We start from the raw sequence: 26,171 nt of genomic DNA on the forward strand, positions 1-26,171 counted from the left end.
GGCGTCAGTATTGCGATCGTTTATGACGAGGTAGTGGCGAAGTGATTTCATCTGCATGACAAATTATTTAAGAATGGAACTAATTGTTTCGAGGTTTGTCCTTGCGGTTTCGAGGTGTGCCCCGCGCTGTGATAGGCGATACTCGCCAGGCTTTTACGCCCAACACCCGCGAGGACGCCGATGCCGCTGCAACGTCTGGACAGCTTGTCCGAAATTGCCCCAAATGCCTGGGACGCCTTGGTGCCGCATGCTCAGCCCTTCGTGCGGCATGCATTTCTAAGTGCGTTGGAGGACAGCGCCAGCCTGGGCGCGCAGTCGGGTTGGCAGCCTGAGCACTTGCTGCACTGGGAAGGTGATCGCTTGGTGGCGGCCTTGCCCAGTTACCGCAAGTGGCACTCCTACGGCGAGTACGTGTTCGATCATGGCTGGGCGGATGCCTGTGAGCGCGCCGGTATCGACTATTACCCCAAGCTGTTGACGGCGGTGCCGTTCAGCCCGGTGAGCGGGCCAAGGTTGTTGGCAGCGAATGCCGAGGACGGTTTTGAATTGCTTAAAAGCCTGCCGGGCTACCTCGAAGTTGAAGGGCTTTCCAGTGCGCACATCAACTTCACCGACCCACTGGCCGACAGCGCACTGGCCCGGCAAGAGGGCTGGTTGCAGCGCCTGGGCTGTCAGTTCCATTGGCAGAACCGGGGTTATCGCGACTTTCAGGACTTCCTCGATGCCCTCAGTTCGCGCAAGCGCAAACAGATGCGAAAAGAGCGTGAGCAAGTGGCGGGGCAGGGGATCGATTTCGAATGGCTGCAAGGCCACGAACTGAGCGAGGCCCAATGGGACTTTGTCTACGCCTGCTACGCCAATACCTACGCCGTGCGCCGCCAATCCCCCTATTTGACCCGCGCCTTTTTCAGCCTGCTGGCCGAGCGCATGCCCGAGGCGATCCGCGTGGTGTTGGCCAGGCAAGGGGCGCGTCCGGTGGCCATGGCTTTCAGCTTGATCGGTGGCGATAGCTTCTATGGTCGCTATTGGGGTTGCCTGGCGGAGTTCGATCGTCTGCATTTCGAGACATGTTTCTACCAGGGCATGGACTACGCGATCGCCAACGGCTTGCAGCGTTTCGACGCCGGTGCCCAGGGCGAGCACAAGTTGATACGCGGGTTCGAACCGGTGATAACCCGTTCATGGCACTACCTGCGCCATCCGGGTTTGAAGCACGCCGTGGAGGATTTCCTGGCGCGTGAGCGGGTGGGAGTGCTGGTGTATGCCGAAGAGGCGAGGGCAGCTTTGCCTTATCGGCAGGGCTGAACCATCGGTCAGGCAATACTTCCAAGACGCTGGTACGTCGCTATTCTGTATGTACAAAAGTAAATACAGGGCGTGCCATGCTTTTTGAGTGGGATGAATCCAAGAATAAAGCCAATATATTGAAGCACGGCATCGATTTTAATGACGTTCCGGATATCTTCAGGCATCCAATGCTGGCCTTGCGCGATGATCGAGCGGATTATGGTGAGGAGCGTTGGGTCAGTATTGGCTGGATCAAATTGTTAATGGGTGTAGTCGTATACACCGAACGGTGTGGTGATGTGATCCGTATCATCTCCGCCCGAAAAGCAACCAAGAAGGAGGCCAAATACTATGACGCAAACATCGAAAACTGATTGGGAGCGCTTGGCCAAGATGAATGATGACGAAATTGACACCAGCGATATTCCGGAGCTCGACGCCGACTTTTTCCGGCGTGCCGAATTGCGTGTCCCGGTGAAACAGACGGTCACGATTCGACTTGATGCTGATGTACTGGAGTGGTTTAAAGGCCAGGGTACCGGGTATCAGACGCGAATCAATCAGCTCTTGCGTCAGTACATGCAGGCCCACCAAGGATGATGTGATTCACGGCAGCCCTGCCTTATCGGCAGGGCTGAACTCCTTTGCTTCAGGCCGTCTCTTCTTTGCCCAGCCAGCGATAAACCACACCGCCGACGATTGCGCCGAGGATCGGCGCGAGCCAGAACATCCACAGCTGCTGGATCGCCCACCCGCCGACAATCAATGCCGGGCCGGTACTGCGGGCCGGGTTGACCGAGGTGTTGGTGACGGGGATCGAGATCAGGTGGATCAGGGTCAAGGCCAGGCCAATGGCTATGGGTGCCAGGCCCGCAGGGGCACGGCGGTCGGTGGCGCCGAGGATGATCAGCACAAACATCGCCGTCATCACCAGTTCGGTGACAAAGCCTGCCGCCATCGAGTATCCACCGGGTGAGTGCTCGCCATAACCATTGGAAGCCAGGCCGCCGGCCAGTTCAAAACCCGGTTCGCCACTGGCAATGAAGTACAGCAGTGCCGCGGCGACGATGCCGCCGATGACTTGGGCCACGATGTACGCCGGTAATTCCCTGGCCGGAAACCTTCCGCCCACGACCAACCCCACCGATACTGCCGGGTTGAGGTGACAACCGCTGATATGACCGATAGAAAAGGCCATGGTCAGCACCGTGAGCCCGAATGCCAGGGCCACACCGAGCAGACCGATCCCGACGTTGGGGAACGCTGCGGCCAACACCGCACTCCCGCAGCCACCCAGTACCAGCCAAAACGTGCCCAATCCTTCCGTAACGGAACGTTTCAACAAAGTAGACATGAACACTTCCTTAGTAGATTGCTCTATCTAGTTAACGGGTAGGTGATGCTTCCTTGCAGTGTTACGTCAGGGCCATCCTGGTTCCTGCTTGTAGTACAGCAGGATTGTGGCCCATCACCCGTTCGATAGAGAAAACTGTCAGAATTGTTCGGATTTGGTGGCGCAGCCATGACCCGTCGGGGTCAGTCGATGCCTACAAAACCCCCTGTCTGGTGCTGCCACAAACGTGCATACAATCCGCCATGGGCCAGCAATTGGGCATGGCTGCCACTTTCGGCAATCCGGCCTTTCTCCAGCACCACCAACCTGTCCATTCGCGCAATAGTCGACAGCCGGTGCGCAATCGCAATCACCGTCTTGCCCTGCATCAGGGTTTCCAGGCTTTCCTGAATCGCCGCCTCGACTTCCGAGTCCAGTGCCGAAGTCGCTTCATCCATGATCAGAATCGGCGCGTCTTTAAGCAGCACGCGGGCAATCGCAATGCGTTGACGCTGCCCGCCGGACAGCTTCACGCCGCGTTCCCCCACATGCGCGTCCAGCCCGGTGCGGCCTTCGGCATCCGACAGCAATGGGATGAACTCATCGGCGCGGGCCTTGTGCACGGCGGCCCAGAGCTCTTCATCGGTAGCATCCGGCTTGCCATACAGCAGGTTGTCGCGGATCGAGCGGTGCAGCAGCGAGGTGTCCTGGGTGATCATGCCGATCTGTTCGCGCAGGGTTTCCTGGGCCACCTCGGCTATGTTCTGGCCATCGATCAGGATGCGCCCGCCTTGCAGGTCATAAAGGCGCAGCAGCAAGTTGACCAGGGTCGACTTGCCGGCGCCCGAGGGGCCGATCAAGCCGATTTTTTCCCCGGCCTGGATGTTCAGGTCCAGGCCGCCAATGATCCCGCTCTTTTTACCGTAGTGAAAATCCACCTGCTCAAAGCGCACTTCACCACGGGGCACGCTCAGGCGTGGAGCGTTGTCGCGGTCGGTCACCGCCAGCGGTTGGGCGATGGTTTTCAGGCCGTCCTGCACCATGCCGATGTTTTCGAAAATGCCATTGACCACCCACATGATCCAGCCGGACATGTTGACGATGCGAATCACCAGGCCGGTCGCCAACGCAATTGCGCCCACGGAAATCAGCGACTGGGTCCACAACCACAGGGCCAGGCCGGTGGTGGTGACGATCAACAGGCCGTTCATGGTGGTGATCACCACGTCCATGCTGGTCACCACACGGCTGGCCAGCTGGGTCTTTTCGGTCTGCTCGATGATCGCTTCCTTGGCATATTCCTGTTCGAAATGGGTGTGCGCAAACAGCTTCAAGGTGGTGATGTTGGTGTAGCCGTCGACGATACGGCCCATCAGTTTGGAGCGCGCCTCGGAGGAAATCACCGAACGCTCCTTCACCCGCGGCACGAAATAGCGCAGCGCCAGGCTGTAGCAGACGATCCAGGTCACAAGCGGGATCATCAGGCGCCAATCAGCCTCGGCAAACAGCACCAGGGAGCTGATGGCGTAGATCGCTACGTGCCAGATCGCATCTACCGCCGCCACGGCGGAGTCGCGCAGGGAGTTGCCGGTTTGCATGATGCGCTGGGCGATGCGCCCCGCGAAGTCGTTCTGGAAGAAGTTCAAGCTCTGCTTGAGCACGTAGCTGTGGTTCTGCCAACGGATCAGGCTGGTCATGCCCGGGCTGATGGTCTGGTGTACCAGCAGGTCATGCAAGGCGCCGAAAATCGGGCGCAGCAGCAGCGCGACCACGGCCATCCAGATCAGCTCGGCGCTGTGCATCTGGAAGAAGTTGGCAGGTGGCGTGCCTTGGGCCAGGTCGATGATGCGGCTCAGGTAGCTGAACAGCGCGACTTCAATCAGCGCACCGATCAGGCCCACCACCAGCAAGGCGACGAAATGCGGCCACACCTGGCGCAGGTAGTAGAGGTAGAAGGGCAGGACTTTATCGGGAGGGGCCGCGCTGGGTGCGTCGCGGAAGATATCGATCAGTTGTTCAAAGCGACGATAGAGCATTAAGTTTGACGCCCGCCGTGCGGGCTCTCCTTTCAAAGGTACGCGCGGCCTTGTGGGCCGCGCGCGAAGCGGCCTGCCGGCCTCAGTCGATGCGCTTGGCCGACTTGATCACGACAGGATCGATTGGCACGTTCTGCATGCCTTGCTTGGTGGTGGTCTGGGAGTTGACGATGATGTCGACGACGTCCATGCCCTTGACGACTTTGGCGAACACGGCATAACCGGCGTCACGACCCGGGTCGAGGAAGGCATTGTCGGCCACGTTGATGAAGAATTGGCTGGTGGCCGAGTTCGGGTCATTGGTACGCGCCATGGACAAGGTGCCGCGTACGTTATGCAGGCCATTGCTGGCTTCGTTCTTGATCGGTGCGTCGGTGGGCTTCTGCGACAACTGCGCGGTGAACCCGCCGCCCTGGACCATGAAGCCCGGGATCACACGGTGGAAAATCGTGTTGGTGTAGAAACCTTTATCGACGTAGGCCAGGAAATTCTTGGTGCTGATCGGCGCCTTGACCGGGTCCAGTTCGATCTCGATCTGGCCGTTGGTGGTATCGATCAGCACGTGAGGCGCCTTGGCGGGTTCGGCGGCCATCAGGTTGGCTGCGAACAGAACGGAGCCGGTAAAGAAGGCGATTTTTTTCAACATGGGTCAGTGATCCTGGGTAGTGGTTTCGACAGTCTTCAGAAAATCGAGCAAGGTCGCGTTAAAGACTTCGGGTTGGTCCAACGGCGTGGCATGGCGGGAATCCTCGATCACCACCAGACGCGCATCGGGCAGCAGTTTTACATAGTTTTCTTTATGCGCCACGGGGGTGTAGTCGTGGTCGGCGCTGATGACCAGGGTTGGACAGGTAATCCTGGAAAGTTGTTCCTGTACGCCCCAGCCCACAATCGCGTCGAAGCTGGCGAGATAAGCACGTTTGTCATTTTTTGCCCAGCGCTCGGCCATCTTGCGGCGCAGGTCGGCCTGGTGCGGTTTGGGGAACAGCCGGTCGCCGAGCGCCTTGCCGATGGTCGCAAGGCTGAGCAGGCGCGCCAGGCTCCAGCGTTTGGCCCATTGCCAGTAATCATCGACACTGCGCACCTTGACCTCGGGTGCGCTGTTGACGATGCACAGGCTCCTGACCCGGCCGGGTTCGTCCACTGCCAGCTGGAAGGCAATCATACCGCCCATGGACAAGCCGACCACATGAGCGGGTGGCAGGTCCAGGTGTTCGATCAGGGCGATCAGGTCAAAGGTGAAGCCTGCGATGCTATAGCGCTCACGGGGTTTGTCGGAACGCCCGTGACCGCGTACATCCACCACGATCAGGCGGTAATGTCTGGCCAGCACTGGGACCTGCAATTCCCAGTCCTGGCTGCTGGAGCCCAGGCCGTGGATCAGGATCAGCGGTGCGCCGTGACCATATTCCTCGTAGTGCAGGCTGCAGCCTTCGTGGTCGAACCAGGGCATGCATAAACTCCGTTTCAGGCTTGTCGTGGGGCGGCGAAAGGCGCATCCAGAGGGGCCGTGTCAAAGGTGCGCAGCAGTTCCACGAGGATCTGCGTGGCCGGCCCCAGGGGTTTGTCCTTGTTTGAGTAAAGGTAGAACGTGGGGTTGCGGCTGCCGCCTTTTTCCAAGGGAAGCTGCTTGAGCAGGCCGTCCCTGAGTTCACGTTCGATCAGGTGTCGGGGCAGCCAGGCGAAGCCCAGGCCGCTGCTGACGAACGTGGCGGCAGTGGACAGGCTGCCGACGGTCCAGCGCTGTTCGGCACCGAGCCAGCCGACATCCCGCGGCTGCTGCCGTCCGGAATCGCGGATCACCACCTGCATCTGGCTTTCCAGGTCCTGGAAGCTCAGTTCGCGGTTCATGCGGTGCAGCGTGTGCTCGGGATGGGCCACGGCTACAAACTCCACATCGCTCATTTCCGTGCCCAGGTAACCGGGGATGCTGAAGCCGCAAATCGCCAGGTCGGCCACGCCTTCAATCAGCAGTTCTTCAACACCCGACAGCACCTCCTCGCGCAGGCGCACGCGGCAACCGCGGCTCTGCGGCATAAAGGCGGAGAGGGCGCGCACCAGACGCGCATTGGGGTAAGCCGCATCGACCACCAAGCGCACTTCCGCTTCCCAGCCTTGTTCCATATGGTGGGCGAGGTCTTCCAGCTGGCTGGCGTTTTTCACCAGTTGCCGCGAGCGGCGCAACAGCACCTCACCGGCGTCGGTGAGCACTGCCTTGCGCCCGTCGATGCGCAGCAATGGCACCCCGAGTTGATCTTGCATACGCGCCACGGTGTAGCTCACCGAGGACTGCGAACGGTGCAGCGCTTCAGCCGCCTGGGCGAAGCCACCATGGTCGACCACGGCTTGCAGCGTGCGCCATTGATCGAGGGTAACGCGGGGCGCTTTCAAGATGAGCTCCTCTTGTCCTAAGCTGGCAGCCTTTATGGAGACTGCCGAATGAGAAAATTCTGTTGTGTGTGGCTGGCGCTGTTGCCGATGAGCGCGTTTGCCTACCCGATCGACGTGACTAAAAAGATCGACGGTGTGAGCATTGATTACACCGCGTCCGACGTGGACGGCGACATCAGTTCGATCCAGTTGAATAACTACGGCACGAATGACGCCGTCTGTTCGGTAACCTTTACCAACGGCCCGGAATCTCCACGTCGTCGTACGGTTACGGTGCTGGCGGGTAAAAGCACCAACACGACGGTCAAGTTCAACCGCGCCATTATCAAAATGCGTATCGCCCTGGCCTGCGCTCCCAAATGAGGCGACAGCGGAGCCTGCGCTTAGCAATACTCCGCTTATTAACAAATTTCTAGATGGGTTATAGCAGTTTTTTGCGCTTTTTTATCGAATGGGCGTTGTTTAATCTTTTCTCCATCGACTTACAGCAAGTACAGATGGAGCCTACATAGCCATGTCCAATGTTCTGATCATCGAAAGCAGTGCCCGCCAGCAGGATTCGATTTCCCGCCAACTGACTCAGCAATTCATCAGCCAATGGCAAGCCGCGCATCCGGCGGATCAGATCAGCGTGCGAGACGTGGCGCTCAACCCGGTTCCGCACCTGGACGCCAATCTGCTGGGCGGCTGGATGAAGCCGGTCGAGCAACGCAGCGCCATCGAACAGGCGTCCCTGGACCGCTCCAACGAATTGACCGACGAATTGCTCGCCGCCGATGTGCTGGTGATGGCTGCGCCGATGTACAACTTCGCTATCCCCAGTACGCTCAAAGCCTGGCTGGACCACGTGTTGCGCGCCGGTGTGACCTTCAAGTACACCGCCACCGGGCCCCAGGGCTTGCTGACGGGTAAACGTGCCATCGTGCTCACTGCGCGGGGCGGCATTCATACCGGCGCGACGTCTGATCACCAGGAACCGTATTTGCGCCAGGTCATGGCTTTCATCGGGATTCACGACGTGACGTTCATTCACGCTGAAGGGGTGAACCTGAGCGGTGACTTCCAGGAAAAAGGCATCAACCACGCCAAGGCGTTGCTGGCCCAGGTCGCTTGATCCGTTAATCGTCAGATAATCGCGCGGTGTTTATCTAGCTCCACGCCAACCCTTCAAGTACGCGTATCGAACCTCCCTTTGCACTTTTTGCTCCTGAGTGCTCCTGCCCGACTGCCGCTATAGCGAGGTCGGGCTTTTTTTTGCCGTGAGTTTCGTGCCGCGCCGAAAACCTTTAATGTCCCGCCCATTCGAAACGAGGCGCGCATGGGTTATCTACTGGTTGTCACTCTGATTCAGGCATTTTCCTTCAGCTTGATCGGCGAATACCTCGCCGGCCACGTCGACAGTTACTTCGCCGTGCTGGTGCGCGTGCTGTTGGCCGGGCTGGTCTTCATCCCGCTGACCCGCTGGCGCTCGGTGGAACCCGCGTTCATGCGCGGCATGCTGGTCATCGGCGCATTGCAGTTCGGCGTCACGTACGTGTGCCTGTACCTGAGCTTTCGCGTGCTTACGGTGCCTGAGGTGCTGCTGTTCACCATCCTCACGCCGTTGCACGTGACCCTGATCGAAGACGCCCTCAACCGGCGCTTCAATCCCTGGGCGCTGATTGCCGCATTGGTGGCGGTGGGCGGCGCAGCGGTGATCCGTTTCGATCAGATCACACCGAATTTCTTCATGGGTTTCTTGCTGCTCCAGCTGGCCAACTTCACCTATGCCGCCGGGCAGGTGATGTACAAGCATCTGGTGGCGCGCTACCCGAGTGATCAGCCGCATTATCGGCGCTTCGGTTATTTCTACCTGGGTGCGCTGCTGGTGGTGTTGCCGGCGTTCTTGCTGTTCGGCAAGGCCAACTTCCTGCCCGAAGCGCCGCTGCAGTGGGGCGTGCTGTTATTTCTCGGCTTGGTCAGCACCGCGCTGGGCATGTACTGGTGGAACAAGGGCGCCTGCCTGGTCAATGGCGGCACCCTGGCGGTGGTGAATAACCTGCATGTGCCGGTGGGCCTGCTGCTCAACCTGCTGATCTGGAACCAGCACGAACCGCTGGGCCGCTTGGCGCTGGGCGGCTTGGTGATTCTGGGGGCGGTGTGGATCAGCCGGTTGGGCGCCAAGGCCCCCCATCGTCGCGTGGCTTAGCCGGCGCGACTCTCAGGGGCTGGTAAATGGCTGGCCCCCAACACCGCCGGCAACACCCCCGCCCGTAGATCATTACCACTCGGCTGCTGATACAGGCTCAGGCCGAACTCCGGCAATACCGCCAGCAAGTAATCGAAGATATCGCCCTGGATGCGCTCGTAATCCGCCCACGCCGTGGTGCGCGTGAAGCAGTAGATCTCCAGCGGCACGCCCTGGGCGGTGGTTTGCATCTGGCGCACCATGCAGGTCATGTTCGGCTGGATCTCCGGATGGCTTTTCAGGTACGCCAGCGCATAGGCACGGAAGGTGCCGAGGTTGGTCATGCGGCGGCGGTTGGCCGACAGCTGCGCACTGTGCCCCTGGGCTTCGTTCCAGGCTTTGAGTTCGGCCTGCTTGCGGCTGATGTAGTCGGTGAGCAGATGCACCTGGGTCATGCGCACTTCTTCATCGTCACGCAGGAAGCGCACACCGCTGGCGTCGATGTACAGGCTGCGCTTGATGCGACGGCCACCGGAGGCCTGCATGCCACGCCAGTTCTTGAACGACTCGGACATCAATCGCCAGGTGGGGATCGAGACGATGGTCTTGTCGAAATTCTGCACCTTGACCGTGTGCAGGGTGATATCCACCACATCACCATCGGCGCCTACTTGAGGCATTTCGATCCAGTCGCCGACCCTCAGCATGTCGTTGCTGGTCAGTTGCACGCTGGCGACGAACGACAGCAGGGTGTCCTTGTACACCAACAGAATCACCGCCGACATGGCGCCAAGCCCGGACAGCAGCAACAGCGGTGAACGGTCGATCAGTGTGGCGACGATGATGATCGCGGCAAATACGAACAGCACCATCTTCGCCAATTGCACATAACCCTTGATCGAGCGGGTGCGCGCATGTTCGGTACGGGCGTAGATGTCCAGCAGGGCGTTGAGCAGGGCGCTCACGGCCAGCGTCATGAACAGGATGGTGAACGCCAGCGCCACGTTGCCGATAAACAGGGCGGCGGTCTTGCTCAGGTCCGGCACCAGATACAGGCCGAACTGGACCACCAGTGACGGCGTCATCTGTGCCAGGCGGTGGAAGACTTTGTTATGGCGAAAGTCGTTGAGCCAATGCAGTGCCGGCTGGCGCCCGAGCATTTTGACCGCGTGCAGGATGAGGTAGCGCGCGACCCGCCCGACCAGCAAGGCGGCTACCAGCAACACCAGCAGACCGAGGCCGGCGTGCAGCATCGGATGTTCGTCGAGGGTGCCCCAGAGGCCTTGGACGTTGAGCCAGAGCTGTTTGATATCCATGGGTAAAACCGATTCCTCTAAATGCAAGACGGGGCCGATTAGAGCATTTAACGGCGACAATGTTGGCTTTATGGACAAAAGCTCTAACAAAAAAGCAGCTGATTAGCCCCGTTCGCGTAAAGAAACTCGGTTTGGGCGCCCGAAACCGTTACCCTATGCAGCTGATATTTTGTATTTCTTCGAGGTAGCACCCGTGTTTTCCCAATTCGCCCTGCACGAACGCCTGCTCAAAGCCGTGGCCGAGCTTAAATTTGTCGAGCCTACGCCGGTGCAAGCAGCGGCCATCCCGCTCGCGCTCGAAGGGCGTGACCTGCGGGTGACGGCTCAAACCGGCAGCGGCAAGACCGCCGCTTTCGTCCTGCCGGTACTGAACCGCCTGATCGGCCCGGCCAAAGTTCGCGTCAGTATCAAGACCCTGATCCTGCTGCCGACCCGTGAGCTGGCCCAGCAGACCTTGAAGGAAGTGGAACGTTTCTCGCAATTCACCTTCATCAAGTCCGGCATCATTACCGGCGGCGAAGACTTCAAGGTCCAGGCCGCCATGCTGCGCAAGGTGCCGGACATCCTGATCGGCACCCCAGGCCGCATGATCGAACAACTCAACGCCGGCAACCTCGACCTCAAGGAAGTCGAAGTGCTGGTGCTCGACGAAGCCGACCGCATGCTCGACATGGGCTTTGCCGATGATGTGCAGCGCCTGGTGGGCGAGTGCGTCAATCGCCAGCAGACCATGCTGTTCTCCGCCACCACCGGTGGCTCGACCCTGCGCGACATGGTCGCCCAGGTGTTGAAAAACCCTGAGCACCTGCAGGTCAACAACGTCAGCGACCTGAACGCGACCACGCGTCAGCAGATCGTCACCGCCGACCACAATGTGCACAAAGAGCAGATCCTCACCTGGCTGCTGGCCAACGAGACCTATCAGAAGGCCATCGTGTTCACCAACACCCGTGCTGCCGCCGACCGTATCTATGGCCGCCTGGTGGCCCAGGAATACAAGGCGTTCGTGCTGCACGGCGAGAAAGACCAGAAGGACCGCAAACTGGCCATCGACCGTCTCAAGGCCGGCGGCGTGAAAATCCTCGTGGCCACCGACGTTGCCGCCCGTGGCCTGGATGTCGACGGCCTGGACCTGGTGATCAACTTCGACATGCCCCGCAGCGGCGACGAATACGTGCACCGTATCGGCCGTACCGGGCGTGCCGGTAACGATGGCTTGGCGATCTCGCTGATCTGCCACGGCGACTGGAACCTGATGTCGAGCATTGAGCGCTACCTGAAGCAGTCGTTCGAGCGTCGTACCATCAAGGAAGTCAAAGGCACCTACACCGGTCCGAAGAAGGTCAAGGCGTCGGGCAAGGCTGTCGGTGTGAAGAAGAAAAAAACCGACGCCAAGGGCGACAAGAAGAAGACCGGCGCCAAGTCGCCGACCAAGCGCAGGATCGCCAACCGGCCGAAGACCGACAACCTGTCGCTCGTCAGCAAGGACGGCATGGCCCCGCTCAAGCGCCGCAAGCCAGAAGCGCCAGCTGCCGAGTAAGGCAGGGGTGAAGTGAAAAAACCGGACATTGTCCGGTTTTTTTATGGCCTCAGTTTTTGCTCTTGGCGGCGGCCTCTTCCAGATCCTTGAGGCGTTGATCGATCAGTTGGCACTTGTCGGGCAAGTCGGCCGCGGTGGTGTCCACGTCCATTTTCTTCAGCTCGGCGTTGATTTGCTCGGCCTTGGCCGGGTTTTGCTGTGTCAGCTGGGTGACTTCCCGGGCCAGTTGTTCGCGCTTGGCGGTGGCCTCTTCGGGAGTGCAGGCCCAGGCGGGCAGGGCGGACAGCAGCGTGGCGGCAATCGCCAGTTTCATCAGGGCATTCATGGTCGGACCTCCTTGGCAGTGATGTTCAGTGGAGGTGACGGGGGCGTGGAAAGTTCATAGAAATGACGCCTGTCTACTCAGCTGAACGGCCGCTGACGTGGCCTGTCACACCTTTTGACGGGCTACTTTCCATCGGCCTGCGGGAGGAATCAGGATGACGACTTACAACTGGGATCTGATCGAACGTCTGCTGCATGAAGTACAGAACGGCGAAGGTAGCTTCGCCCCACGCAAATACGCCGAGCAGGAGGCGGCCGAGAAGGCTACGGCGGGTGAGCCTACCGGCAATCTGGATGCGCTGAAAAAGACCGCCGCGGATTACGAAGCACTGCTGTTCAAGCGTGGTTTTATTGAGTCGCGCCCGGAGGAAGAGGGCGGCAATGGCGAGAACTTCATCCTGACCGCGCTCGGTGCGCAGTTGCTGGCGTTGATCGACAGTTCGATCCCGGGCAATGACCACCCGCGCCAGGTACTCGACGAGCAGCCTGATGCACTGGACCCGGCAACCTTTGCCACCGTTGCGTCCAAGGCCCAGATCGCCTGATGCCCAACGCCCGCGCCGATGTGGGGTGTCGGGCGAAACTGTCAGATCGGTAATCTGCCGCTAAGGTGGCTGACAGCCGTGCGTGCCTAATCTGCTGCCATTCAACGTATGGAATTGAATTGGCATGCACTCCAAAACCACCCGACGAACATTCGTCAAAGGCTTGGCCGCCAGCGGCTTGCTGGGCGGCCTCGGGCTCTGGCGCACCCCGGTCTGGGCGTTGGCCAGCCCCGGCCAGCCCAGCGTGCTCGCGGGCACGCAATTTGATCTGTTTATCGATCAGTCCCCGGTCAACCTCACAGGCCGCGACCGCACCGCGCTGACGATCAACGGCAGCCTGCCCGGCCCGCTGTTGCGCTGGCGCGAGGGCGATACCGTGACCCTGCGCGTGAAAAACCGCCTGGCTGAGCCGACGTCGATCCACTGGCACGGCATTCTCCTGCCGTCGAACATGGATGGTGTACCGGGCCTGAGCTTTCAGGGCATCGAACCGGGTGGCGTGTTTGTCTATCGGTTCACGGTCAAGCAGCACGGCACGTACTGGTACCACAGTCATTCCGGATTCCAGGAGCAAAGGGGGGTGTATGGCCCGCTGGTGATCGATCCCAAGGTGCCCGAGACGTTCAGCTACCAGCGCGATTACGTAGTGATGCTGTCGGACTGGACCGATGAAGACCCCGTTGCGCTGATGAAAACCCTCAAGAAACAGTCGGATTACTACAACCGGCACAAGCCGACCGTGGGCGATTTTGTACGGGATGTGGGTAAGCAGGGCTGGTCAGCGACCGTCGACGATCGCTTGATGTGGGCACAGATGAAGATGAACCCTACGGACCTGGCCGACGTCAGTGGCCAGACCTACACCTATCTGCTCAACGGCCAGCCTCCCGGACGCAATTGGACTGGCGTGTTTCAGGCGGGGGAAACGATTCGGCTGCGCTTTATCAACGGATCGGCGATGAGCTATTTCGACGTGCGCATCCCGGGGCTGAAGATGACCGTGATTGCCGCTGATGGCCAGCCGGTGCAGCCGGTGAGTGTCGACGAGTTCCGCATTGCCGTGGCGGAGACTTTCGACGTGCTGGTCGAGCCGACGGCGCCAGCCTATACGCTGTTTGCCCAATCGATGGACCGCAGCGGCTACGCCCGCGGCACCCTGGCTTGTCAGCCCGGGGCGATTGCCTCAGTCCCGGAGTTGGATCCGCGCCCCTGGATCACCATGGGTGATATGGGCATGGGCGGTATGGATCACGGTGCCATGGCGGATATGCCGGGTATGGAAGGCATGGACCACAGTGCGATGCCGATGCAGGCCCACCCCGCCAGCGAGCAGGACAACCCGTTGGTAGATATGCAAGCCATGAACCCGGTCCCCAGGCTCGACGACCCCGGCATCGGCCTGCGTAACAACGGCCGGCGTGTTCTGACTTACGCCGACCTGCGCAGTACCTTCGAGGATCCTGACGGCCGCGACCCCAGCCGCACCCTTGAGTTACACCTCACCGGGCATATGGAGAAGTTCGCCTGGTCGTTCAATGGGGTGAAGTTTTCCGATGCCGAGCCTTTGCAATTGACTTATGGCGAGCGGGTCCGATTGGTGTTGGTCAACGACACCATGATGAGCCATCCCATTCACCTGCATGGCCTGTGGAGTGACCTGGAAGACGAAAACGGCCAGTTCCAGGTACGCAAACATACCGTCGACATGCCGCCGGGTTCCCGGCGCAGCTACCGCGTAACCGCTGATGCGCTGGGGCGATGGGCCTATCACTGCCATCTGCTGTACCACATGGAGATGGGCATGTTCCGCGAGGTGCGCGTACATGAATGAGCAAGCGAGCATGAGCCGGCGTGTTTTATGGGCATTCATCGGGTTGGCGTTCAGCCCGCTGGCCCTGGCGGATGAGTTTCAAGGCATGAGCCCGGCGACACCCGCGCTCAGCGAGAGCCGCACGCCGATCCCGACCTTGACCGACGCTGATCGCGCCGCGGTGTACAACGCTCCCGGTGGGCACAAGGTTCACGACAGTGCGATCAACTCACTGTTGCTGATCAACCAGTTGGAATGGCAAGACGGCGACGGCGAGGGTGCGCTGAACTGGGATATCAAGGGTTGGGTCGGTGGCGACATCGACCGCCTGTGGTTGCGCAGTGAAGGCGAGCGCAGTGCCGGTCGTACTGAAAGCGCGGAAGCCCAGGTGCTGTGGGGGCATGCCATCAGCCCATGGTGGGATCTGGTGGGCGGTGTGCGCCAGGACTTCAAGCCGGGGGACGGGCAAACCTGGGCAGCTTTTGGTACACAGGGCATGGCGCTGTACAACTTTGAAGCTGAAGCCACGGTGTTTGTCGGCGAGGCGGGGCGTACCGCAGCCCGATTGGAAGGCGACTACGACCTCCTGCTGACCAACCGGCTGATCCTGCAGCCCACCGCCGAACTCAATTTCTATGGCCGTAACGATCCGCAGCGCGGCATCGGTTCTGGCCTTGCGCAGAGCGAGCTGGGCTTGAGGCTGCGTTATGAAGTCCGCCGCGAATGGGCGCCCTACGTGGGTGTCACCTGGAGCCGCAGCTACGGCCAGACTGCGCAATACGCACGGGATGAAGGCGCAGACACCCGTCAGGTGCGCTGGGTGGTGGGCGTACGCCTGTGGTTCTGACGCTTTACTCTTTCTATAACTCGCCGCCACGAGCGGCCTGGAGCCTTGCATGTCAATGTTGAAAACCACCCTGGCGGGCGCTGTGCTGTGGGCGGGACTGATCGCCAGCCAGGCGGCCTCGGCCCATCCGAAACTGTTGTCGTCGACCCCGGTTGAGGGGGCCAAGGGGGCGCCACCGGCCGTGATCGAGCTGCGTTTTTCGGAGAACCTGCTGACGCAGTTTTCCGGCGCCAAGCTGACCATGACCGATATGCCCGGTATGCCGAATTCGCCGATGCCGGTAAAAGCCAGTGTCGCGGCCAGTGCCGACCCCAAGGTGATGCTGATCAAGCCGGCCTCTACACTGGTGACCGGTACCTATAGGGTCGACTGGCGTGCCGTGTCGTCCGACACCCACCCGATCCTCGGCAACGTGGTGTTCAGCGTCCAGCCATGAGTGAACTGCTTCCGGTTGTTCTGCGCTTTGCTCTTTATCTGGACCTGATGCTGGTGTTTGGCCTGGGGCTGTTTGGCCTGTATGCCGATAGCCGGCCGCTGGATCTGAAGTGGTTGCTGCGGGTGTTGGCAAGCCTGGGGGTGCTGCTTTCGGTGGCGTCGCTGTTGTCGATGACCCAGGCCATGAGCGGTGCCGAGGATTGGTCGACGCTGTGGCCACACCTGCAGATGATGCTCTGGCAGACCGAACTGGGCTGGAGCTGGTGGCTACGGATTGTTGCGCTGTTCTGGTTGGTGCTCAGCAGCCGCTTGGCCACTTGGTTCGGGGGCCTGGCATTGGTGACTCTGGCGTGGACCGGGCATGGGGTGATGCATGAGGGCGCGCTTGGGGTATGGCATCTGCTCAGTGACAGTGCGCACCTGTTGGCGGCGGCGGGCTGGGTCGGGGCATTGGCGGCGTTCGGTTTATTGCTGATGCGCAGGTCCGCGCCGGCGGTGCAGGTATTGGCACACACCTTGGCGGGCTTCGAGCGCGTGGGTGTGGCATTCGTCGCGGTGCTGATTGCCACGGGCGTGGCGAACTATCTGTTTGTGGTCGGGCCGAACCTGGATGGCATCACGGGTGGCGTCTACGCGATCCTGTTGTGTTTCAAGTTGGGATTGTTCGGCCTGATGCTGGGGCTGGCGGCGCTCAATCGTTCCCATCTGACGCCGTTGCTCCAGCGTTCGCTGGCGCAGGGCGACCACGCCGCCGCGTGTACAGCCTTACGCCGCAGCATCGCCCTGGAATTTGCGGCGGTGCTGTTGATCCTGGCGTTGGTGGCTTGGCTCGGGACGCTGGCGCCGACCTAGGGCTGCGTGCTCTTCAGGCATTTGAGCGCTTGGAAATCGGCGCGCACCTTGTCGATTTTCTGGGTGAGCTTCTGACGTTGTTGCACGCTGCTTTCGGCCATCAGGTCGACGATCAGGCTGCGCGCTGCCGCTTCTGTTTGTGTATAGGCGGTGCGGTACTGCGGGGTCCAAAGGCTTTCGCGGTTCACCAGCAATTGCTCGATCTTCTGCGGGAAGTCGGCGTTGCGGCGTTGTTGCAGGGCCTCGATAAATTGCGCCTGCCAGCGCGCGCGGTTGTCGATCCAGGCTTGGTTCTGCGGGCCCAATGCGATGGACCAGGCTGTCACGCGGTTCTGCTGGCTGGTGCTCAACGGGCCGATCCAGGCGTCCAGGCGTTTGCTCATACGCTCGGCGCGCTCCTTGATCTGCCGCTCCAGCGGTGGCTTGAGGTATTCGTCCTGGCGTTTTTTCAGGTCCTTGGCAAAGGCGTCCTGCATGTCCTTGACTTGCTGATCATCCAGGCCTTGTAACAGCTCGACCGCTGACGGGGTGATTTGCCGGGCAATCTCGGCGATCGCCTGCTTGGCCTCCAGGGTACGCGATTGCAGAGCGGCGTCGCTGACCTTGTTTTCGTCGACCATCTGTTGCAGGCGGTCGAGCCAATCCAGGTAGCCGGGCAATTGCGTGGTGCAGTGCCAGGCCAGGTGTTGCTTGAGTGTGTCGTTGAACCAGCTCTTCTGCCCGGCGTTCATCTCCAGGTAGTCACTGAGGGTCCAGGGGATGATCACATCGAGATTGCGGTAGGCCAGGCCTACGCGATTGCAGCCGGCCAGTATCAGGCTCAGGCTCAGCAGTATCACCAGAAGTTTGAGCCGACGCAGCATGGGCAGGTCCTTGCGCAGTGGGGTTCATGCATGTGAACCCACGCCGGGCGCGACAGTTCAGCCGATTAATAAAACGACCGCGCAGCCTTCAAGGTCAACAGGCCATCGCATTGCGAGTTGTGTCCGGAATATGCCGAGCAGTCGCTGCCGCTGAGGCTGGAGCCGCTGTAGATCAGGTCCAGGTCGATGCCTTTCCATTCGCGCGAGAACTGTACCGACCAATCGTTGAAGCTGCTGATCGAGCCTCCCTCCACTGAGACCGGGCTGCCCAACTGATGCGTGGTGTACTTCATGCTGACGCCGATGCCGAAGGGCTGCGTGCCGCCGAGGTCGGCGAACAGGGTGCTGTCCTGCCGGTCCGGGTCGTTGCTCAAGGACACGCCGAAGCGATTGCCCAGCAGGTTCAGGCCGCCATAGATCTCCTGGCTGTCGAGCGGGCTGAGCTTGGGATGGCTGTAGTGGATCAATCCGACTTCGTAGCCCAGGGTCTGGTCGAAGGGGCGTTTGAAGCCCATGTAGGAATCGACTTCGAAGTTTTTGCTGGAGGACAAGCCCATGCTGGGGGAGAACTGGCCGAAATACAGGCCGCTGTCATGGCTCAGGTCCAGGCCACCGTGGAACGAGTCACTGCCTGGCGAGGTGGGTTTGACCAGGCCTTGGGCCATGCTGCGGCTGGGGGTGGTGCCTAATTTCAGATCGAAGTCGCCCAGTTCGCGCTGGAAAATCTGCGCCTCGGCCAGTGGGCTCGCCACCAGGATGCTGATCAATACAATGCAGGGTTTGAGCACGCTTCACTCCATAAAAAGCGAGGAGCCGTAACGGAAAAATCGGGCAAGTGCCCGTGCTAGACGTGTGCAAGCATACCGGCGAATGCCAGGCGGTGAGCCCCGTTCGTCGATTGGCACAAATATGGAGAAGGTGTTTCGGGCTCCAGTCCTAGCGCCTTGAAGGCAAGACGCTTAGGGACCAGATGGGTAGACAGGTGTTATTTCTTGCCCAGGCTGATCTGCTTGGACGGGCCGAAAGTCTGGCCGCTTACGCCCTTGGCAATTTGCTGGATTTCGCCACCGGACTTGAGAAACGCTGCAATCTGGCTGTTGATCGATTCGCTGGTTTCAACGGCGGGAGCTGGCTTTGCTTTGCTGTTGGATGCTTTTACGCGCATGGCGGCCACTAACCTGTAGAAAATTAACTTGGCCAGGCATCGTACAGGAAATACTTGACAATTGCTTGGCAAATATCCCCTGGGAATAACTGGCGCGGCGGAAAATAGCCGAAGTCTATCTATCAAATAATCGCCTAACTTACTGTTTTAACTCGAAACCACGGGGCATACGGCGCTTCGCATCCCTGGAAAAACTCAGGCGTTTGATCAGACGAGCGGGGCGTCGCCGCTGGAAGCCCGTGCCAGCCCGCGATTTTTCAGGCGCACGCGCGTGGTAGGCGCAACTCGGGTAGAATGCCGCCGACGTAATGAGGGTATTGGACATGGCTTTAGTCGGGCGCTACAACAGTTTGCAAGTGGTTAAACATACTAACTTCGGTTTGTACCTGGATGGCGCGCAAGATGGTGAAATCCTCTTGCCGAATCGGTATATCCCCAAAGATATTCCCAGCGAAGATGAAGACTGGCTTAACGTTTTCATTTATCTGGACAGCGATGACAAACTTATTGCCACGACTGAAAAACCGAAAGTTCAAGTGGGCGAATTTGCCAGTTTGAAAGTGGTGGAAGTCAACAGCATTGGTGTATTCCTTGACTGGGGCTTACCCAAGGATCTGTTGCTCCCGTATTCGGAAGAAAAACGCCAATTGAGTGCCGGTGATTACTGCGTAGTGCATGTCTACCTCGACAAGCACACCAAACGCATCACCGCCACTGCACGCCTGGATCGTTACCTGGACAAAACGCCGGCCAACTACCAGGTAGGCCAGGAAGTCGACCTGCTGGTGGCCGAAGCCACCGACATGGGTTTCAAGGCGATCATCAACAACAAGCACTGGGGCCTGATCCACAAGAACGAAGTGTTCAAGTTCCTGCGCCCCGGCAAGCAGGAAAAAGGCTTTATCAAAGAGATCCGTGCCGATGGCAACATCAGCCTGAGCCTGCAGCCGGTTGGCCAGGAAGCAGCGTCCAGCCTCAATTCGAAGATCCTTGCCAAGTTGCGCGAAAACAACGGCACCTTGCCGGTCAGCGACAAAAGCGACCCGGCGCTGATCAGCAACTTGTTCGGCGTCAGCAAGGGCAACTTCAAGAAGGCCATTGGTGCGCTCTACAAGCAAGGTCAGATTGTGATTCATGCCGATCGCATTGAACTAAGCTGAGCCCGGCTTGCTCTTCTGTAGGCGCCCATCGGCGCCTACAGAGGCTACATAAATGATGCGCAAAACACTCTTCGCTTACCTCGGCACCTTGCTCGCCTTTCTGCTGCTCGACGGCCTCTGGCTCGGCGTCCTGATGGGCCCTACCTATAAGTCCCTGCTCGGCTCGCTGATGCTCGATCAACCTCGCCTACTGCCGGCGGTGCTGTTCTATCTCCTGTACGCCGCCGGTTGTGTGGCATTGGTCGTGCTGCCAAGCGCCAGCTGGCAACGCGCCGCACGCCTGGGGGCGCTGCTCGGCCTGGTGGCCTACGGCACTTATGACTTGAGCAACTGGGCCACGCTGCAAGGCTGGTCTGCCGGTTTGGCGGTGATGGACATGGCCTGGGGCACCTTTCTGACGGCGGTATGTTGTGCTGCCGGCTACCTGTGTGCACATCGGGTGCAACACTGATTGTGTACAGGATTTTAATGCACCGTTGCTGAGCGCCCATCCTGCTTGTAAAGCCTTTGTAGTCCCTGTGGAACGCTGATTCAGAGGGATTGTGTGCCATTGGCACGTATTCTGCTGAATGCCTCGTATACAAACCGCGCCGCCTAACGTATGCACGCTGCGACGACAGCGCTGGCCGGTATTTCGAGGAGCCCAGCGATGACCGAACAACACCCCAAAGGCTACAGCCCGCGCCTGTACAACCAGGACCTGGGGCCTTTGCCGCAAAAATGGACTTGGTACAACATCTTCGCCTTCTGGATGAGTGATGTGCACAGCGTGGGCGGCTATGTCTTCGCCGCCAGCCTGTTCGCGCTCGGCCTGGCCAGTTGGCAGGTGTTGATCGCCTTGCTGGCCGGGATCTGCATCGTGCAGTTGATCGCCAACTTGGTGGCCAAGCCGAGCCAGCAGGCTGCCGTGCCGTATCCGGTGATCTGTCGGCTGGCGTTTGGTGTGTTCGGAGCGAATATTCCGGCGGTGATTCGTGGGTTGATCGCTGTAGCGTGGTACGGCATTCAGACGTACTTGGCGTCGAGTGCCTTGATCATCGTGGTGCTGCGCTTTTTCCCACAGATGGCGGTGTATGCAGAGCCGCATTTTGCAGGGTTGTCCTATCTGGGCTGGTTTGGCTTTCTCAGCTTATGGGTATTGCAGGCAGCGGTGTTCTGGGCCGGCATGGAGTCGATCCGCCGCTTTATCGACTGGGCTGGGCCGGTGGTGTACGCGGTGATGTTTGCCTTGGCCGGTTGGATCGTATGGAAGGCCGGCTGGGCGAATATCAGTTTCACCCTGGCGGAAAAATCCCTGTCGGGCTGGCAAGCCTTCGGTCAGGTGATCGTGGCGACGGCGCTGGTGGTGTCGTACTTCTCCGGCCCCACACTGAATTTTGGTGATTTCAGCCGCTATTGCCGCAGCATGCGCGACGTACGGCGCGGTAATTTCTGGGGGCTACCGGTGAATTTCCTGGCATTTTCCCTGGTCACCGTGGTGATCGTTTCGGGCACGCTGCCGGTATTTGGCGAAATGCTTCACGACCCGATCGCCACCGTCTCGCGCATCGACAACAGCCTGGCTGTGTTGCTGGGAGCCTTTGCTTTCGTCACCGCGACCATCGGCATCAATATCGTGGCCAATTTCGTGTCGCCGGCGTTTGATTTTGCCAATGTGGCACCGAGCAAAATCAGCTGGCGGGCCGGGGGGATGATCGCCGCCGTGGCATCGATCTTCATCACCCCGTGGAACCTGTTCAATAACCCACTGATGATCCACTACACCCTGGACATCCTTGCAGCGTTCATTGGCCCGTTGTTCGGGATTCTGCTGGTGGACTTCTACCTGGTCAAAAAGCAGAAGATCGATGTGGATGCGCTGTTCGATGACAGCCCGAGCGGGCGCTACTACTTCGACGGCGGGGTGAATTGGACGGCGGTCAAAGCCTTGGTGCCCGCGACGCTGGTGGGGGTTGCAATCACCTTTACGCCGGCGCTGCAGGGCATGGCCAACTTTGCCTGGTTTACCGGCTGTTTCCTGGGAGGGCTGTTTTTCCTGGTGCTTGCCCGGCGCGAGCAGGTTCGCTCGCCGACGCCGCTGGTTGCCGGTTGATCAGTATTACGCCCGCCAATATCAGGCCGCCGCCGGCAATCAGCAAGGCCGGTTGCAGGCCGCCGCTCCAGTGACTGCTCAGCGACGCCAGCAACGGGCCGCTCAATTGCCCGACGGCAAAGCTGGCGGTCAACAGCCCGGTGCTGCGCTGGTAGCCGTGGGGGGCGACTTCCCGCAAGCGTGCCATCACCAACTGCATGCAAGCCAGGAACGGTGCACCGCACAGCAATACGCCCAGCGCCAAGCCCCAGCCATTGCCCAGCAAGCAGGCGAACACCCCGGCTGCTTGTAGCCATAACGTGCTCATCAGCCAGCGGCGGGTGGTGTGCGGGTCTTTGCGGCGCAGGCTGGCGATCACCACGCCCATCGCGGCAGCCAGGCCAAAGCATGGCCAGAACAGATCGGCTTGCCAGGCGCCGTTGAATTGCGCGCTGGCCATTTGTGACAGGAAGGTCGCCGGAATGATGTAGCCCAGGCCATACAGGAAGTAAATCCAGCACAGATGCGCGATGCTGGCGTTGCCACCCGTGTGATGGACGTGGGCAACTGGCGCGATCGGTTGAGGCAGGAACGGCAGGGTCGCCAGCAGCATTACCAGCGCCACCACGCCATACACCAGCCACAGCGTTGCCGAGCTTTGCCCCAGGCGGTTCGAGCCCAATGCCAGCAGCCCGGTCAGCAGAATGCCCAGCCCCGGGCCGGCAAACACCAAGGCGCCCAGGCGTGCTCGCCCGGCGGCAATCGCCAGGGGCTGGCTCAAGCTGGTGATCATCACCAACGCCCAGGCACTGGCGGCGCCGGTGCCAAAGCGCAGCAACAGGTGCGGCCAGAAGCCCTGTGCCCAATACGACGCCAGGGTCAGCAGCACGCAAAGCCACAGCCCGCCGTACATCCGACCTCGTACGTGGTGATGGCTGCGGGCGAAGATCGAATCCACTGCACCCACGAAGTAGCCCAGGTAATTGGCCGCCGCGATCAGCCCTGCGCCGGTCAGGTCGACCTGGCCTTCACTGAGCAGGTGGGGCATCTGCGGGGTCAGCGCGAAGCGGCCAATGCCCATGGCCATCATCAAGGCGATAAAGCTGGCGAGTAAGCGAGTCAGGGGGGACATGTTCAGGTTTCCTGCAAAGCAGCGATTGACCTTCAGGCTAAATCGAGTTTACTTTCTGTAAAAATGAATAATATTGAGTAACTTGTTCAGTTTTGGAGAATAGTGTGGAGTTCAGTCAATTGCGTATTTTCCAGGCCGTGGCAGAGGAGGGTTCCATCACCCGTGCGGCTGAACGCTTGCACCGAGTGCCGTCGAACCTGTCGACACGCCTCAAGCAGATGGAAGAGCAGCTCGGTGTTGAGTTGTTCGTGCGCGAGCGCCAGCGTTTGCAGCTTTCTCCAGCGGGCAAAGTGTTACTGGACTACAGCACCCGTCTGCTGGCGCTGCACGACGAAGCTCACGGCGCTGTGCAGGGCGGGCAACCGGCCGGCGATTTTGTGCTGGGCAGTATGTACAGCACTGCGGCGATTCATTTGCCGAAGTTGTTGGCGCGTTACCACAAGGCCTACCCGATGGTGAACCTGCAGGTGCAATCGGCGCCCAGCGGTGAGCTTTTGGAGGGCCTGATCGCCGGTCGCCTGGACGCGGCGCTGGTGGACGGCCCCATCACCATCGCCACCCTTGATGGTGTGCCCCTGTGCGAAGAGCGGTTGGTGTTGATCTGCGAAGCCGATCACCCACCCGTGCGCGGCCCCCAGGATGTGGCGGGCCGCTCGGTATTCACCTTCCGCCGCAGTTGTGCTTACCGCGCACGCCTTGAAACCTGGTTTTCCCACGACCGTGTGGCCATGGGCCGGGCGATCGAGATCGAGTCTTATCAAGGCATGCTCGCCTGCGTGATTGCCGGTTCCGGTGTGGCATTGATGTCTGAATCCATGCTCGACAGCCTGCCGGGCAAGGACGGTGTGTCCGTTCATCCCCTGACCGGGCCTTTTGCCACTGCGACTACCTGGCTCATGTGGCGAAAGGGGATGCTCGGCGCTAACCTCAATGCATGGATTGACCTGCAGCAGGCAGGCAGAGCCGAGATCCTGCAAGACACGCGCGCGATCGCTTGAGCGATCCGTCAGGATTTAGATGAATTCAGTAATAGTTCGTTGTGTTTTCGTACAAGCAATACGTAAGACTTAAGGCTACTATCTGTAGGAAGCGGCGACAGAATTAGCGCCGACCCGCATTACCCTCAAAGGGGGGCACCACCATGAAAGAGAAAATTCAGAACTGGCTCCATGACCTCGGCGTGGCACTCGGCTTGATCGAGCCGCCGCTGCAACCGGTGCCTATTCGTACGGATGATGAGCAACGCCGTCCCCGTCGCAGGTAATCCCTGAGGCGCTCACGTGATCGTGGCCGTGATCATGCGGGCGTTGAGGGCGTGGGTTCTCTTCGGAGTGCCTTCCGTGCTCCTTATGCCTTACGCGGCCGCGTTTTTTATTATCGTGTTCCGAATGCAAGACCTGCGGCGATCTGTTTGAGAAGGCTTGGCAGTAGCCCCCAAAAAAACGGGCGCGACACCCGACGTCGCACCCGCTGAAGCAACCGCTTTAAATCCTGTTGCGCCTCAAACCGCCCGGGCTACCGATGCCTGGGGGCTGCGCGACAACATACTCACCACCACGAAGCTCACCAGCCCAATCGCCAGGCTGTAGTAGATCGGCGTATTCGCGTCCAACCCATCCTTGATCATGAATACCAGCGCCGTCACAAAGCCCAGGGTCATGGAGGTGATCGCGCCTGAGGTGGTTGCCCGCTTCCAGAAGATCGCGCCGATCAGTGGGATCAGCATGCCACCTACCAACAGGTTGTAGGCCAGGGTGAGCGCGCTGATCACATCGTTGACCACCAGTGCGATCCCCAGTACGGCAATGCCGGTGAGCATGGTGAACAGGCGGTTGACCGCCAGGCTCGACGGTTTGCCGCCACGCAAGCGCGGCAGCAGGTCTTCGGTCAATACCGTGGAGGCCGCCAGTAAGCCGGCGCTGGCGGTGGACATCATCGCGGCCAGGGCCGCAGCAATTACCAGGCCGCGGATGCCATCCGGCAGCGAGGCTTTGACGATGGCGGCGAAGGCGTTGTTGACGTTGTCCAGGTTGGGGAGCAGTACATGCGCCGCCATGCCAATCAGCGCGCAGGCCAGGCCGTAGAGGATGCAGTAGAAACCGGCGAAAGTGCCTGCGTACTTGGCGACCTTTTCATCGCGGGCGGTGAACACTCGCTGCCAGATGTCCTGGCCAATCAGGATGCCGAAAAAGTAGATCATGAAGTAGGTGATGATCGTGTCCCAGCCGATTTCGGTGAAGCTGAAGTTCGATGCCGGCAGCTTGGCGACCAGCTCATCCCAACCGCCGACGCGGTACAGGCAGATGGGGAGCAGGATGAACATCAGGCCGACGGTCTTGATCACGAACTGCACGATATCGGTGAGGGTCAGCGACCACATGCCGCCGATGGTCGAGTACACCACCACCACGCCACCGCCCAGCAGCACCGAGACCCAGAACGGCAGGCCGAACAGCACTTGCAGTACGGTGCCAATGGCCAGGATCGAGGTCACGCCGATCATCAAGGCATAGGCCAGCATGATCACCGCACTCGCTTGACGGGCCATGGGGTTGTAGCGCTTTTCCAGAACCTGGGTGACGGTGAAGATTTTCAGCTTCAGCAGCGGCTTGGCCAGGAACAGGTTCAGCGCGATGATCCCGGCGCCCAGCGCGGCGCACAGCCAGAAACCGGAAATACCATGCACATAACCCAGGCGCACGGTGCCGACGGTCGATGCACCGCCCAGTACGGTGGCCGCCATGGTGCCCATGTACAGCGACGGCCCCAGGTTGCGGCCGGCCACCAGATAGTCCTCGTGGGTCTTGGCGCGGCGCATGCCGTAATAGCCGAGCACGAGCATGCCGGCGGCGTAGATGAGTACGACGAATAAATCCAAAGCCATGACGGCGGTTCTC

The 26,171-nt window shown here is 60.1% G+C and carries 29 protein-coding genes; 17 read left to right on the plus strand and 12 right to left on the minus strand.

Annotated elements, in window-relative coordinates:
* Window positions 1–180: 180 nt before the first annotated feature.
* The 3 genes from DK870_RS15685 (at window position 181) to DK870_RS15695 (ending at window position 1,887) form a co-directional block, all read left to right on the plus strand.
* Window positions 181–1,305 carry a GNAT family N-acetyltransferase gene (locus DK870_RS15685; RefSeq protein WP_161549088.1) on the plus strand — a complete coding sequence of 375 codons (1,125 nt, stop codon included), beginning with the start codon at window positions 181–183 and terminating at the stop codon, window positions 1,303–1,305.
* Window positions 1,306–1,382: 77 nt separating this feature from the next.
* A complete protein-coding gene (locus DK870_RS15690) occupies window positions 1,383–1,661 on the plus strand; it encodes a BrnT family toxin (protein WP_060756135.1) in 279 nt (92 codons plus the stop codon).
* A complete protein-coding gene (locus DK870_RS15695; RefSeq protein ID WP_060756134.1) occupies window positions 1,639–1,887 on the plus strand; it encodes a BrnA antitoxin family protein in 249 nt (82 codons plus the stop codon). Before DK870_RS15690 ends, DK870_RS15695 begins: the two co-directional genes overlap by 23 nt.
* 49 nt (window positions 1,888–1,936) lie before the next feature.
* On the opposite strand, the gene aqpZ is transcribed toward DK870_RS15695, so the two are convergent.
* The 5 genes from aqpZ to DK870_RS15720 all read right to left on the minus strand — a co-directional run bounded on the left by aqpZ (window position 1,937) and on the right by DK870_RS15720 (window position 7,047).
* Complete coding sequence (gene aqpZ / locus DK870_RS15700; protein WP_161549089.1) at window positions 1,937–2,641, minus strand: aquaporin Z; 705 nt, start codon at window positions 2,639–2,641, stop codon at window positions 1,937–1,939.
* A 182-nt stretch (window positions 2,642–2,823) separates the two neighbouring features.
* Window positions 2,824–4,656 (minus strand): ABC transporter ATP-binding protein, encoded by a 1,833-nt coding sequence (locus tag DK870_RS15705; protein ID WP_161549090.1) that lies wholly within the window; start codon window positions 4,654–4,656, stop codon window positions 2,824–2,826.
* 82 nt (window positions 4,657–4,738) lie between these two features.
* Window positions 4,739–5,302: a peptidylprolyl isomerase gene (locus DK870_RS15710; RefSeq protein ID WP_161549091.1), complete on the minus strand. Its 564-nt coding sequence runs from the start codon at window positions 5,300–5,302 to the stop codon at window positions 4,739–4,741.
* A 3-nt stretch (window positions 5,303–5,305) separates the two neighbouring features.
* A complete protein-coding gene (locus tag DK870_RS15715) occupies window positions 5,306–6,109 on the minus strand; it encodes an alpha/beta fold hydrolase (RefSeq protein WP_090369402.1) in 804 nt (267 codons plus the stop codon).
* A gap of 14 nt (window positions 6,110–6,123) precedes the next feature.
* On the minus strand, window positions 6,124–7,047 hold the full coding sequence (locus DK870_RS15720; RefSeq protein ID WP_060756129.1) for a LysR family transcriptional regulator: 924 nt from the start codon (window positions 7,045–7,047) through the stop codon (window positions 6,124–6,126).
* A gap of 48 nt (window positions 7,048–7,095) precedes the next feature.
* On the opposite strand from DK870_RS15720, the gene DK870_RS15725 reads away from it, so the two are divergent.
* The 3 genes from DK870_RS15725 to DK870_RS15735 all read left to right on the plus strand — a co-directional run bounded on the left by DK870_RS15725 (window position 7,096) and on the right by DK870_RS15735 (window position 9,235).
* Complete coding sequence (locus DK870_RS15725) at window positions 7,096–7,410, plus strand: 3-phosphoglycerate kinase (protein ID WP_161549092.1); 315 nt, start codon at window positions 7,096–7,098, stop codon at window positions 7,408–7,410.
* Between the two features lie 151 nt (window positions 7,411–7,561).
* Window positions 7,562–8,161 carry an FMN-dependent NADH-azoreductase gene (locus DK870_RS15730; protein ID WP_060756127.1) on the plus strand — a complete coding sequence of 200 codons (600 nt, stop codon included), beginning with the start codon at window positions 7,562–7,564 and terminating at the stop codon, window positions 8,159–8,161.
* A 204-nt stretch (window positions 8,162–8,365) separates the two neighbouring features.
* A complete protein-coding gene (locus tag DK870_RS15735) occupies window positions 8,366–9,235 on the plus strand; it encodes a carboxylate/amino acid/amine transporter (protein WP_090369408.1) in 870 nt (289 codons plus the stop codon).
* On the opposite strand, the gene DK870_RS15740 is transcribed toward DK870_RS15735, so the two are convergent.
* Entirely contained in the window at window positions 9,232–10,530 is a 1,299-nt protein-coding gene (locus DK870_RS15740; protein ID WP_060756125.1) for a mechanosensitive ion channel family protein, read from the minus strand. The genes DK870_RS15735 and DK870_RS15740 overlap by 4 nt on opposite strands.
* A 193-nt stretch (window positions 10,531–10,723) precedes the next feature.
* Between DK870_RS15740 and DK870_RS15745 the strand changes: the two genes are divergently transcribed.
* Window positions 10,724–12,070: a DEAD/DEAH box helicase gene (locus DK870_RS15745; protein WP_161549093.1), complete on the plus strand. Its 1,347-nt coding sequence runs from the start codon at window positions 10,724–10,726 to the stop codon at window positions 12,068–12,070.
* Between the two features lie 49 nt (window positions 12,071–12,119).
* Here the strand turns inward: DK870_RS15745 and DK870_RS15750 are convergent, their stop codons facing one another.
* Complete coding sequence (locus DK870_RS15750) at window positions 12,120–12,395, minus strand: hypothetical protein (protein WP_161549094.1); 276 nt, start codon at window positions 12,393–12,395, stop codon at window positions 12,120–12,122.
* A gap of 154 nt (window positions 12,396–12,549) precedes the next feature.
* Between DK870_RS15750 and DK870_RS15755 the strand changes: the two genes are divergently transcribed.
* The 5 genes from DK870_RS15755 to copD all read left to right on the plus strand — a co-directional run bounded on the left by DK870_RS15755 (window position 12,550) and on the right by copD (window position 16,883).
* On the plus strand, window positions 12,550–12,939 hold the full coding sequence (locus DK870_RS15755; protein ID WP_104994471.1) for a transcriptional regulator: 390 nt from the start codon (window positions 12,550–12,552) through the stop codon (window positions 12,937–12,939).
* Window positions 12,940–13,063: 124 nt separating this feature from the next.
* Entirely contained in the window at window positions 13,064–14,770 is a 1,707-nt protein-coding gene (locus DK870_RS15760; protein WP_161549095.1) for a copper resistance system multicopper oxidase, read from the plus strand.
* Window positions 14,771–14,780: 10 nt separating this feature from the next.
* Window positions 14,781–15,596 carry a copper resistance protein B gene (locus DK870_RS15765; protein WP_161549164.1) on the plus strand — a complete coding sequence of 272 codons (816 nt, stop codon included), beginning with the start codon at window positions 14,781–14,783 and terminating at the stop codon, window positions 15,594–15,596.
* 49 nt (window positions 15,597–15,645) lie between these two features.
* On the plus strand, window positions 15,646–16,032 hold the full coding sequence (gene copC, locus DK870_RS15770; RefSeq protein WP_161549096.1) for a copper homeostasis periplasmic binding protein CopC: 387 nt from the start codon (window positions 15,646–15,648) through the stop codon (window positions 16,030–16,032).
* On the plus strand, window positions 16,029–16,883 hold the full coding sequence (gene copD, locus DK870_RS15775) for a copper homeostasis membrane protein CopD (protein WP_161549097.1): 855 nt from the start codon (window positions 16,029–16,031) through the stop codon (window positions 16,881–16,883). Before copC ends, copD begins: the two co-directional genes overlap by 4 nt.
* Here copD and DK870_RS15780 read toward each other — a convergent pair.
* The 3 genes from DK870_RS15780 to DK870_RS15790 form a co-directional block, all read right to left on the minus strand.
* Window positions 16,880–17,746, minus strand: coding sequence for a DUF6279 family lipoprotein (locus DK870_RS15780; RefSeq protein ID WP_161549098.1), 867 nt, complete (start codon window positions 17,744–17,746; stop codon window positions 16,880–16,882). The genes copD and DK870_RS15780 overlap by 4 nt on opposite strands.
* A gap of 65 nt (window positions 17,747–17,811) precedes the next feature.
* Complete coding sequence (locus DK870_RS15785; RefSeq protein ID WP_161549099.1) at window positions 17,812–18,534, minus strand: TorF family putative porin; 723 nt, start codon at window positions 18,532–18,534, stop codon at window positions 17,812–17,814.
* Window positions 18,535–18,731: 197 nt separating this feature from the next.
* Window positions 18,732–18,911 (minus strand): hypothetical protein, encoded by a 180-nt coding sequence (locus DK870_RS15790; protein ID WP_003193095.1) that lies wholly within the window; start codon window positions 18,909–18,911, stop codon window positions 18,732–18,734.
* A 323-nt stretch (window positions 18,912–19,234) separates the two neighbouring features.
* On the opposite strand from DK870_RS15790, the gene DK870_RS15795 reads away from it, so the two are divergent.
* The 3 genes from DK870_RS15795 (at window position 19,235) to DK870_RS15805 (ending at window position 22,163) form a co-directional block, all read left to right on the plus strand.
* Window positions 19,235–20,071, plus strand: a complete 837-nt coding sequence (locus DK870_RS15795) for a S1 RNA-binding domain-containing protein (RefSeq protein WP_060756116.1) — start codon at window positions 19,235–19,237, stop codon at window positions 20,069–20,071.
* A gap of 52 nt (window positions 20,072–20,123) precedes the next feature.
* Window positions 20,124–20,522 (plus strand): DUF2177 family protein, encoded by a 399-nt coding sequence (locus DK870_RS15800; protein WP_090369427.1) that lies wholly within the window; start codon window positions 20,124–20,126, stop codon window positions 20,520–20,522.
* A gap of 198 nt (window positions 20,523–20,720) precedes the next feature.
* Window positions 20,721–22,163, plus strand: coding sequence for an NCS1 family nucleobase:cation symporter-1 (locus DK870_RS15805; RefSeq protein WP_104994464.1), 1,443 nt, complete (start codon window positions 20,721–20,723; stop codon window positions 22,161–22,163).
* Here the strand turns inward: DK870_RS15805 and DK870_RS15810 are convergent.
* A complete protein-coding gene (locus tag DK870_RS15810; RefSeq protein ID WP_161549100.1) occupies window positions 22,075–23,274 on the minus strand; it encodes an MFS transporter in 1,200 nt (399 codons plus the stop codon). The genes DK870_RS15805 and DK870_RS15810 overlap by 89 nt on opposite strands.
* A gap of 104 nt (window positions 23,275–23,378) precedes the next feature.
* On the opposite strand from DK870_RS15810, the gene DK870_RS15815 reads away from it, so the two are divergent.
* Window positions 23,379–24,272, plus strand: a complete 894-nt coding sequence (locus tag DK870_RS15815) for a LysR family transcriptional regulator (protein WP_060756112.1) — start codon at window positions 23,379–23,381, stop codon at window positions 24,270–24,272.
* Window positions 24,273–24,415: 143 nt separating this feature from the next.
* Window positions 24,416–24,538: a PA1414 family protein gene (locus DK870_RS29700; RefSeq protein ID WP_003193089.1), complete on the plus strand. Its 123-nt coding sequence runs from the start codon at window positions 24,416–24,418 to the stop codon at window positions 24,536–24,538.
* Window positions 24,539–24,775: 237 nt separating this feature from the next.
* Here DK870_RS29700 and DK870_RS15820 read toward each other — a convergent pair whose 3' ends face one another.
* Complete coding sequence (locus DK870_RS15820; protein ID WP_060756111.1) at window positions 24,776–26,158, minus strand: sodium:solute symporter; 1,383 nt, start codon at window positions 26,156–26,158, stop codon at window positions 24,776–24,778.
* Window positions 26,159–26,171: the final 13 nt, after the last annotated feature.

This window comes from Pseudomonas sp. Q1 (assembly GCF_009935975.1).
GTDB lineage: Bacteria > Pseudomonadota > Gammaproteobacteria > Pseudomonadales > Pseudomonadaceae > Aquipseudomonas > Aquipseudomonas palleroniana.

What these genes read in the sequence shown, in the direction of transcription:
- DK870_RS15685 (WP_161549088.1), top strand. Translation starts at nt 181, where the DNA reads ATGCCGCTGCAACGTCTGGACAGCTTGTCCGAAATTGCCCCAAATGCC.
- DK870_RS15690 (WP_060756135.1), top strand. Translation starts at nt 1,383, where the DNA reads ATGCTTTTTGAGTGGGATGAATCCAAGAATAAAGCCAATATATTGAAG.
- DK870_RS15695 (WP_060756134.1), top strand. Translation starts at nt 1,639, where the DNA reads ATGACGCAAACATCGAAAACTGATTGGGAGCGCTTGGCCAAGATGAAT.
- aqpZ (WP_161549089.1), bottom strand. Translation starts at nt 2,641, where the DNA reads ATGTCTACTTTGTTGAAACGTTCCGTTACGGAAGGATTGGGCACGTTT.
- DK870_RS15705 (WP_161549090.1), bottom strand. Translation starts at nt 4,656, where the DNA reads ATGCTCTATCGTCGCTTTGAACAACTGATCGATATCTTCCGCGACGCA.
- DK870_RS15710 (WP_161549091.1), bottom strand. Translation starts at nt 5,302, where the DNA reads ATGTTGAAAAAAATCGCCTTCTTTACCGGCTCCGTTCTGTTCGCAGCC.
- DK870_RS15715 (WP_090369402.1), bottom strand. Translation starts at nt 6,109, where the DNA reads ATGCCCTGGTTCGACCACGAAGGCTGCAGCCTGCACTACGAGGAATAT.
- DK870_RS15725 (WP_161549092.1), top strand. Translation starts at nt 7,096, where the DNA reads ATGAGAAAATTCTGTTGTGTGTGGCTGGCGCTGTTGCCGATGAGCGCG.
- DK870_RS15730 (WP_060756127.1), top strand. Translation starts at nt 7,562, where the DNA reads ATGTCCAATGTTCTGATCATCGAAAGCAGTGCCCGCCAGCAGGATTCG.
- DK870_RS15735 (WP_090369408.1), top strand. Translation starts at nt 8,366, where the DNA reads ATGGGTTATCTACTGGTTGTCACTCTGATTCAGGCATTTTCCTTCAGC.
- DK870_RS15740 (WP_060756125.1), bottom strand. Translation starts at nt 10,530, where the DNA reads ATGGATATCAAACAGCTCTGGCTCAACGTCCAAGGCCTCTGGGGCACC.
- DK870_RS15750 (WP_161549094.1), bottom strand. Translation starts at nt 12,395, where the DNA reads ATGAATGCCCTGATGAAACTGGCGATTGCCGCCACGCTGCTGTCCGCC.
- DK870_RS15755 (WP_104994471.1), top strand. Translation starts at nt 12,550, where the DNA reads ATGACGACTTACAACTGGGATCTGATCGAACGTCTGCTGCATGAAGTA.
- DK870_RS15760 (WP_161549095.1), top strand. Translation starts at nt 13,064, where the DNA reads ATGCACTCCAAAACCACCCGACGAACATTCGTCAAAGGCTTGGCCGCC.
- DK870_RS15765 (WP_161549164.1), top strand. Translation starts at nt 14,781, where the DNA reads ATGAGCCGGCGTGTTTTATGGGCATTCATCGGGTTGGCGTTCAGCCCG.
- copC (WP_161549096.1), top strand. Translation starts at nt 15,646, where the DNA reads ATGTCAATGTTGAAAACCACCCTGGCGGGCGCTGTGCTGTGGGCGGGA.
- copD (WP_161549097.1), top strand. Translation starts at nt 16,029, where the DNA reads ATGAGTGAACTGCTTCCGGTTGTTCTGCGCTTTGCTCTTTATCTGGAC.
- DK870_RS15780 (WP_161549098.1), bottom strand. Translation starts at nt 17,746, where the DNA reads ATGCTGCGTCGGCTCAAACTTCTGGTGATACTGCTGAGCCTGAGCCTG.
- DK870_RS15790 (WP_003193095.1), bottom strand. Translation starts at nt 18,911, where the DNA reads ATGCGCGTAAAAGCATCCAACAGCAAAGCAAAGCCAGCTCCCGCCGTT.
- DK870_RS15795 (WP_060756116.1), top strand. Translation starts at nt 19,235, where the DNA reads ATGGCTTTAGTCGGGCGCTACAACAGTTTGCAAGTGGTTAAACATACT.
- DK870_RS15800 (WP_090369427.1), top strand. Translation starts at nt 20,124, where the DNA reads ATGATGCGCAAAACACTCTTCGCTTACCTCGGCACCTTGCTCGCCTTT.
- DK870_RS15805 (WP_104994464.1), top strand. Translation starts at nt 20,721, where the DNA reads ATGACCGAACAACACCCCAAAGGCTACAGCCCGCGCCTGTACAACCAG.
- DK870_RS15810 (WP_161549100.1), bottom strand. Translation starts at nt 23,274, where the DNA reads ATGTCCCCCCTGACTCGCTTACTCGCCAGCTTTATCGCCTTGATGATG.
- DK870_RS29700 (WP_003193089.1), top strand. Translation starts at nt 24,416, where the DNA reads ATGAAAGAGAAAATTCAGAACTGGCTCCATGACCTCGGCGTGGCACTC.
- DK870_RS15820 (WP_060756111.1), bottom strand. Translation starts at nt 26,158, where the DNA reads ATGGCTTTGGATTTATTCGTCGTACTCATCTACGCCGCCGGCATGCTC.